This window comes from Pseudomonadota bacterium, from assembly GCA_039818985.1.
In the GTDB taxonomy this organism is placed as follows: Bacteria; Pseudomonadota; Alphaproteobacteria; order Sphingomonadales; family Sphingomonadaceae; genus Alterisphingorhabdus.
On record JBCBSU010000002.1, the window covers coordinates 615,727 to 623,610 of the forward strand.

At 57.9% G+C, this 7,884-nt stretch carries 6 protein-coding genes and 1 rRNA gene; 5 read left to right on the top strand and 2 right to left on the bottom strand.

Translation table 11 applies throughout. From position 1 onward, the window contains the following. Positions 1-54: 54 nt before the first annotated feature. From AAFX04_14665 to AAFX04_14675, 3 genes are all read left to right on the top strand, one after another. Entirely contained in the window at positions 55-519 is a 465-nt protein-coding gene (locus AAFX04_14665; GenBank protein ID MEO1046676.1) for a DUF2793 domain-containing protein, read from the top strand. A 173-nt stretch (positions 520-692) separates the two neighbouring features. Beyond that, entirely contained in the window at positions 693-1,826 is a 1,134-nt protein-coding gene (locus tag AAFX04_14670) for an OmpA family protein (GenBank protein ID MEO1046677.1), read from the top strand. A 121-nt stretch (positions 1,827-1,947) separates the two neighbouring features. Next, the gene (locus AAFX04_14675; GenBank protein ID MEO1046678.1) at positions 1,948-3,249 is read left to right on the top strand and encodes a UDP-glucose/GDP-mannose dehydrogenase family protein; all 1,302 of its coding nucleotides are present in this window, start codon (positions 1,948-1,950) and stop codon (positions 3,247-3,249) included. A gap of 23 nt (positions 3,250-3,272) precedes the next feature. Here AAFX04_14675 and AAFX04_14680 read toward each other — a convergent pair whose 3' ends face one another. Beyond that, positions 3,273-4,847 carry an MFS transporter gene (locus AAFX04_14680; protein MEO1046679.1) on the bottom strand — a complete coding sequence of 525 codons (1,575 nt, stop codon included), beginning with the start codon at positions 4,845-4,847 and terminating at the stop codon, positions 3,273-3,275. Positions 4,848-4,938: 91 nt separating this feature from the next. On the opposite strand from AAFX04_14680, the gene AAFX04_14685 reads away from it, so the two are divergent. Beyond that, positions 4,939-5,430: a low molecular weight protein-tyrosine-phosphatase gene (locus tag AAFX04_14685; protein MEO1046680.1), complete on the top strand. Its 492-nt coding sequence runs from the start codon at positions 4,939-4,941 to the stop codon at positions 5,428-5,430. Here the strand turns inward: AAFX04_14685 and AAFX04_14690 are convergent. After that, positions 5,427-7,022 carry a lipopolysaccharide biosynthesis protein gene (locus AAFX04_14690; protein MEO1046681.1) on the bottom strand — a complete coding sequence of 532 codons (1,596 nt, stop codon included), beginning with the start codon at positions 7,020-7,022 and terminating at the stop codon, positions 5,427-5,429. The genes AAFX04_14685 and AAFX04_14690 overlap by 4 nt on opposite strands. 528 nt (positions 7,023-7,550) lie before the next feature. On the opposite strand from AAFX04_14690, the gene AAFX04_14695 reads away from it, so the two are divergent. Next, positions 7,551-7,884: ribosomal RNA gene (locus tag AAFX04_14695) — 16S ribosomal RNA — on the top strand; the annotation flags it as partial.

Below are 7,884 nucleotides of genomic sequence, written 5' to 3' on the forward strand. Positions count from 1 at the left end.
AAGGCATCAGTCGCAAAGACTCGTCACGGGACATCATGACAAGGAGAAAACATCATGGCCGAGATCGGAACGTCTGGAGGCAAAACATCGCGCCATGGCCTGCCGCTGCTTTACCCCGGGCAGGCGCACAAGGAGGTGGCGCACAATGAGGCGCTGGCACGAATCGATCTGCTTATGGGCGCTGCGGTGGAGGATGTGGCGGACATTCCCGATTCCCTTACCCCGCAACCAGGGCAGAGCTGGCTGATATCCGCCACGGCAAGCGGCATATGGGCCGAAAGACAGGGCCAGATTGCAGCGTTTCTGGAAAATGACTGGATTTATCTGTTACCCCGCGAAGGCCAGTTGCTCTACATCATCGCCAGCCAGACGCGAACGGTGTATCGCGATGGAAGCTGGCAGGATGCTGAGGGTTTTTCTGCACCGCAGGGTGGCGCTACCGTCGACAGCGAGGCGCGGGCTGCGGTTGTGGCGCTGAGTGAAACGCTTGAAAGACTCGGTTTTCTGCAATTGGGGTGACCAGAATGGTGAACCATGTTTTTACATAGAGCACATGGCCATGTTTTCCTGCCAAAACATGGAAATGGCGACATTTTTGCAACACTTCACGAAATTGTCGGCTTGCGCGCTGCCAGCCATCGCGTTAGAAACTGTGCCTGAGTTTTGCATTTAGTCCGCAAAGGGGAAAGTACATGCGCAAGTTGGTCATTGGACTGGCACTGGCATCGACCGCCCTGTCCGCACCTGCCTATGCACGTGACGGCCAGTGGTATGTTGGCGTTGATGGTGGTGTTACCATTATTGAGGATATCGGATACGATGTCGGTATCGTTAATGACGGCGTAATTGCCGAGCACGACACAGGTTACGATTTTGGTGGCTATGTCGGCTATGATTTCGGCCCGTTTCGTCTTGAAGGTGAAGTCAGCTTCCGCGAAGCTGATCCCAACCTCCTGAGCGGCAATTCCGGTTTCCCTGTCGGTGACTTCCCCGTCCCGGTAACCGGTGGCCGGTTCCCCGGCGTTGCTGGTGACACCAACGTTCTTGCATTCATGCTGAACGGTCTTCTCGACTTCGGTGAAGATGACGGCCTGCAGGGCTTTGTCGGCGGTGGTGTCGGTATCGCGCGCACCGACGCTGAATACACCGCCCAGACCGCTGATGGCGGCCCGGGTCTCGACGACTCGGACACCGGCTTTGCCTGGCAGTTGCTGGCAGGTGTCCGTGCTCCGATCTCGGATAGCTGGGATGTCGGTTTCAAATATCGGTATTTCAACTCCGATGCTCTGTCGGTCGTGGATCGCGCTGGTCGTCAGCTTGACGGTCGCATCCGCACCCACAGCCTGCTCGGCAGCCTGATCTACAACTTTGGTGGTCAGGAAGAAGCTCCTCCGCCACCTCCGCCGCCACCGCCTCCGCCGCCACCCCCGCCTCCGCCGCCGCCACCTCCGCCGCCGCCGCCTCCGCCGCCGGTATGCGAGAAGGGGCCGTACATTGTGTTCTTCGACTTTGACCAGTCGAACATCACACCGGAAGCAGCCACCATTCTGGACAATGCGGTTGCAGCCTATGGCAATTGTGACAGTGTTCCGATCATGCTGGCCGGCCACGCCGACCGTTCGGGTTCGCAGAGCTACAATGTTGGCCTGTCGCAGCGTCGTAACGAATCGGTTCGCGCCTATCTCACCTCGCGGGGTATTCCCGATGGTGCGATCTCGAGCGAAGCATTCGGTGAATCGATGCCGCGGGTACAGACCGAAGACGGTGTTCGCGAACTGCAGAACCGTCGCGTTGAAATCACCTACGGACCTGGCTCCGGCATGTGATTTTCTCCGCCTTGTCGGAAAAGAAGGGGCTGGTCTTCGGACCGGCCCTTTTTTTGTTTGCGCAGCGTGACTATAGCGTGACGACAGGTTGTTCGCCGTCATTCATGCTGGGGGATTGTTAATGAAAATCGCGATGATCGGATCGGGCTATGTCGGGCTGGTATCCGGGGCCTGCTTCTCCGATTTCGGCCATAGTGTTGTCTGTGTCGACAAGGACGAAGCCAAGATAGCGGGTTTGCGTGAAGGCCGGATGCCAATTTACGAGCCCGGCCTGGATGCCCTTGTCGAACGCAACATGACGGAAGGCCGGTTGAGCTTCTCCACTGACCTCGGGGTCTCGGTTGGCGATGCCGATGCAATCTTTATCGCCGTGGGGACACCCTCACGCCGTGGTGATGGTCATGCAGATCTCAGCTATGTCCACGCCGCTGCCAGGGAGATTGGCGAGAATCTGAAAAAGCCGACGGTGATCGTCAACAAGTCGACGGTTCCGGTGGGCACTGGCGATGAAGTCGAGCGTATTCTTTCGGAAACCAATTCCACGGTACAAAGCTGGGTCGTTTCCAATCCGGAATTCCTGCGCGAGGGCGCTGCAATCAACGATTTCAAGCGCCCGGATCGTATCGTTATCGGCTGCGAGGACGAAGAGGCCAAGGGGATCATGCGTGAAGTGTATCGCCCCCTGTTCCTTAATGAGGCCCCGATTCTGTTCACCGGTCGTCGCACCGCCGAACTGATCAAATATGCTGCCAATGCGTTTCTCGCGACCAAGATCACCTTCATCAACGAGATCGCTGATCTGTGCGAAAAAGTTGGTGCCGATGTACAGGATGTGTCTCGCGGGATCGGGCTGGATAACCGCATCGGCGCGAAGTTTCTCCATGCTGGCCCCGGCTATGGCGGTTCATGTTTCCCCAAGGATACGCTGGCGCTGCTCAAAACCAGCGAGGACCATGACAGCCCGATGCGCATCGTCGAGTCGGTGGTCAAGGTCAATGACAATCGCAAGCGCGCCATGGGGCGCAAAGTGATCGATGCTCTTGGCGGCAAGGCGCGCGGGCGCAAGGTTGCGCTTCTGGGCCTGACCTTCAAACCGAATACCGATGATATGCGCGATGCGCCTTCGCTGGCAATTGTTCAGGCGCTTCTCGATGCCGGTGCCGAGATTACCGCTTTCGATCCCGAGGGCATGGAAATCGCAGCCGCTCTGATGCCCGAGGTGACCATGGCCGCATCGAGCTATGAAGCGGCAACCGACGCCGATGCTGTGGTTATCGTCACCGAATGGGATGCCTTTCGCGCGCTCGATCTTGCACATATCGCCCGAATTGCTGCGCAGCCTTTACTTATCGATCTGCGTAATATCTACAATCCGGATGAAGCGCGCGGTGCCGGCCTCGAATATCACAGCGTTGGCCGCTGACAGGCGTGATCGTCTGGCCAGGATCAGATAACTTCACCAGCCGATTTGGCGCGTTCCACCAGCTGCTCTTCGGCGATGGGTATGGCGCGATAGGCCAGGATCAGCATAACCGTGCCCAATGGTGCCACGATCAGCACCGATAATATGCCAGTCGAAAGGCTGGCCGCCACTGTCGAAACATAGCCGGCCATATAGGGACCAAGCGCCAGCGCGAATAGCGTGGTTGCCAGAAAGAAAGTCGCTGTCGCCACGCCGCGCATTCGCGGCAGCACAAGATCCTGGGTTGTGGCGGCAGCGGCACCCAGCGCGGAACTGCCCAACAGCGAATTGACGAAATTCAGGGCGTAGAATAGCGGCACATTGGTGGTTGTGAAGGCAATGAGGATCGGGATAACCGGCGCCAAAAGACCAAAGGCAATCACCAGAACGCGTCCGGATGGATTACGCTCACGCAGCCAGTCCGAGATCCGCCCTCCGATAATCACCCCGAGAAATCCGCCCAGCGCGCCGCCGCCGCCGATGATCAATCCGATGACACTCTTCGATTCGCCGAGCACCCGCTCGGCATAGGGCGCGGCCCAGAAGGAAATCGAATAGGAGATGAAGGCGACACAGCCATAGCCCAATATGGTGTAGAGAAAGGCTGGCGTGCCCCAGATCAGTTTGAAGGTAGGGGCATCGCGCGTGCGCAGCGTATCAGCCCAGGAGACGATAGCATAATAGCCAATACCGACAGCGATCCATTGCAACACCGAGCCGGTGGCACGGATCAGTCCAAAGGCGATCAGCGCAATTGCTGCGGCCGCAAACAGATTGACTGTCAGTGTGCGACCGCCCACCCGGGCTGCCGATAGCAGCGTGAAGGGAGGGATGATCGCGAACAGTTCGCGCAGAAATCCGGCAAAAGGCTTATCGACCGGTTTTGCCGGAATCCCATCAATGGCGCCGCGTACTGGTTCACGCAGCGAATACACCCAGACAGCAAGCAGCAGCCCCGGTATTCCGACCGCCATGAATGCCACTTGCCAGCCGACCAGGCCCAGCGCCCCACCGCCGGGATAGGCGGCGTTCCACTGCTCGACAATGACCCCGCCAATGGCCAGCGATATGCCGCCGCCGAGATACAGCCCGGCAGAGTAGATCGCCAGGGCCGTGGCGCGCATCTGTTTCGGGAACCAGTCGGATATCAGTGAGTAGGCGGAAGGGCTGGCTGTAGCCTCGCCTATGCCGACACCAAGCCGGGCCGCGGCCAGCATCACGCCATTTTGCGCCAGTCCGGAGAAAGCGGTCATCGCCGACCATAGCGACAGGCCCAGCGTCATCAGCCATGTGCGGTTCCAGCTATCGGCCAGTTTGCCGAACGGAATGCCAAACAGGGCGTAGAAAACGGCAAAGGCAGTGCCATAGAGAAACCCGAGATCGGCATCGGTCAGGCCGAGATCCGCCTTGATGTCGTTGGCCAAGATCGAGATGATCTGGCGGTCAATGAAATTCAGCACATAGACGAGAAACAGGATGCCGAGCACATACCAGCTATAGGATGAGGCACTGACCTTCGCTTCACTCCCGGATTCCCGGGTCGCGTCCATGTCAGCCATCAGTCTTTCCCCTCGAATTTTTCTTTCTGGCTAGCAGGTCGGCGGACAAGCGCAAGTTGAAAACCAGTTCACCTTTGGCCACTGCCTGATTATGATGACAGCAATGGTCGCCAAAAAATCCGATTCATCATCGATCCTGTTCGTTTGCCTCGGCAATATCTGCCGCTCCCCGCTCGCTGAAGCTGCAATGCGTAGCCATGCGGAGAATGAAGGGGTGAATATGATCATCGATTCGGCCGGTACCGGGCGCTGGCATGTCGGACGTCCGCCCGATCCGGGATCTGTGGCCATAGCCGCTGCTGCAGGGATCGATATTACCGCCCAGCGAGCACGGCAGGTCATGCCATCCGACTTTGCCCGATTCGACCGGATTGTTGCACTGGATCGCGACAACCTTGCCGAGCTGCAGCGGATACAACCTGCCGGGGCAAAGGCCAGCCTGTCGCTGTTGCTTGACTATCATCCGCACGAATCGCGGCGTGATGTGCCTGACCCCTATGGCGGAAATGCGGGCGCCTTTGCCGAAGTGTGGCAGCTGGTCGACGAGGCGACTGCGGCGCTGCTGGCCAGGTTGGGCGCTTAAGATCTGGCGTGCTGCGGTGAGACATTGTGCTCGCCATTCTTCTCCGATCTTTTCTCAGCCATCGCCTCGACTGCTTCAGGGGCGCGCCGGCGAATCACCAGCCGGATCATCTCGCTGAGGCTGGTCGGCGCCAATATCCTGAGCAGCAACACATAGGCCGTGCCGCCGCTTGCCACCATCACCACCAGCCGCGCCAGCATGTCGATGCCGCTATTTGCCAGCCCGACAAGGATAAAGTGATTCACCAGATAGACCAGCGCTGCCATTGCAATCGAAGCCGATAGGCCCGGCCATAGTGCTTGCAACAGGCCATGTAGGGTAAAGCCGATCAGCGATTGTGCCTGCCAGCAGGTGAACAGAGCAAAGATCGGGAACGCTATCAGCCACGCTGCGGCGAGACCAATGGCGCCAAACTGAATGCCGATGGCGAAGGCGCTGGGCATGATGACGGCGCCGAAGATCGAGGCGCGCAGAGTGATATTCGGAGCACCCAGCGCGTTGGTGGCCGGGGCAAACAGGATCTGGAAGGTCATGAACGGCATGGCGAGACTGAGCAACTGGATGAACGGCACCATGCCAAGCCATTTCTCGCCAAACAAAATATAGACCAGCGGTTCGGCAGTGACACACAGGCCGAGATAAAGCGGGCAGCTGATCATCAGAATCAGCCGCATGGACTTGAGGAAGGCCCAGCTCAGCTTGGCCGGCTCCTGCTGTAGTCGAGCATAGGCAGGGAAGGCGACCTCGTTGAGCGGCGGCACGAATTTGGCGGCGAACACCTGGGCGAGGAACAGGGCTTCGGCATAAAGGCCGAGGGCATGGGGGTCGAGAAGACGCCCGGCGATGAAAATGTCCGATTGGCTGTGGATGATCCAGAAGAAGTGACTGGCCAACAGCGTCGAGCCAAATCCGAGCATCTTGCGGGTGCCGCGAAAATCGAAGCTGGGCCAGACCCAAAGCTTGGCCGCCAGCATCAACCCAGCGGCACGGGTCCAGAACAGGGCGATCGGTGCGGCGACCAATGTCCATACACCCCAGCCGCTGAGAGCACAGGCCAATGCGGTAGCGGCACCGGCAATCGCCGCGGCAAGATTGGCAAAAGCTTGCCGCCGGAAATCGAGCTGGCGACTCATCAGTACCTCGGGCACCACCATGAAGGGAGTGGCGAGATAGATCAGCGCCTGCACCCGCAGCATGTCGGTGATAAAGGGCTGTCGATAATAGGCAGCAACCAGCGGCGCGCCGACAATCTGTACCAGCGCCAGCGCGAAATTGAGCAGGATCAGCAAGCCAAAGGCCTGGCGAACCTCCTTTTGGGTTACTGTATGCGACTGGATTAATGACCCCGCAAACCAGTAACCGTTCAGAAAGGCGAGAAACACCATCACCGTCTGGGTCATGGCGAACAGGCCATAGTCTGACGGATCGAGGATTCGAATCACCGCCAGAGTCGAACCCCAGGTGATGATTTGCGCGAGAATCTGGCTGCCTGAGCGCCAGAAAACGGCAGAGCGCACCTTGGCGCCGAACGTCGCATCGCTCTCAACGGCTGGTGTTGGCGCGGCATTTTGCTCTTTATCGCCGTGCTTCATGCTCTCTTCATCTGCCATATGCTAAGCAAAATCCCGGTTTTTGGCGCTATTGGCTCGGCGCGCCCTGATTGCAGCAACCGCCCTAGCGCAACTTTGCAAAAATTTTTGAAATAAAATTGCAAAAGTGTGTTGACGGAATCAGAAGCCAGCCATATATGCCTTCTCACCGACGCGGCGCTGAGCGTTCAGCGCTTCCACGTTGGTCGCCAACATAAACGGACAACCAGTCCCCCGGTTAGTAAGAGATCGGGGAACCATCGGTGTCCGCTTCTTTTGTTGGATGGCTCTTTGACATTGTTAGAATGTAGATGAAGGGACATGTGGGCGACGGCGCCCGGAAATGCGGAATTCAAGGCCGCAATCTTCCGGTAAGCCAAGTCGTTCCAGTGGCTTGATAAGGTTCGCCTTATTAATTCACGTACATGTCCTTCACGTATCCATTACGTAAAAAGATTTGTGCAGGAACGGCTCCTTGAAGTTCCGGCTTGTCTGATCAGCGGTTTTCCGCGTCAGGCATGTTGGTTACTCAAACTTGAGAGTTTGATCCTGGCTCAGAACGAACGCTGGCGGCATGCTTAACACATGCAAGTCGAACGAGACCTTCGGGTCTAGTGGCGCACGGGTGCGTAACGCGTGGGAATCTGCCTTGGGGTACGGAATAACTCAGAGAAATTTGAGCTAATACCGTATAATGTCTTCGGACCAAAGATTTATCGCCCTGAGATGAGCCCGCGTAAGATTAGCTTGTTGGTGAGGTAAAAGCTCACCAAGGCGACGATCTTTAGCTGGTCTGAGAGGATGATCAGCCACACTGGGACTGAGACACGGCCCAGACTCCTACGGGAGGCAGCAGTGGGGAATA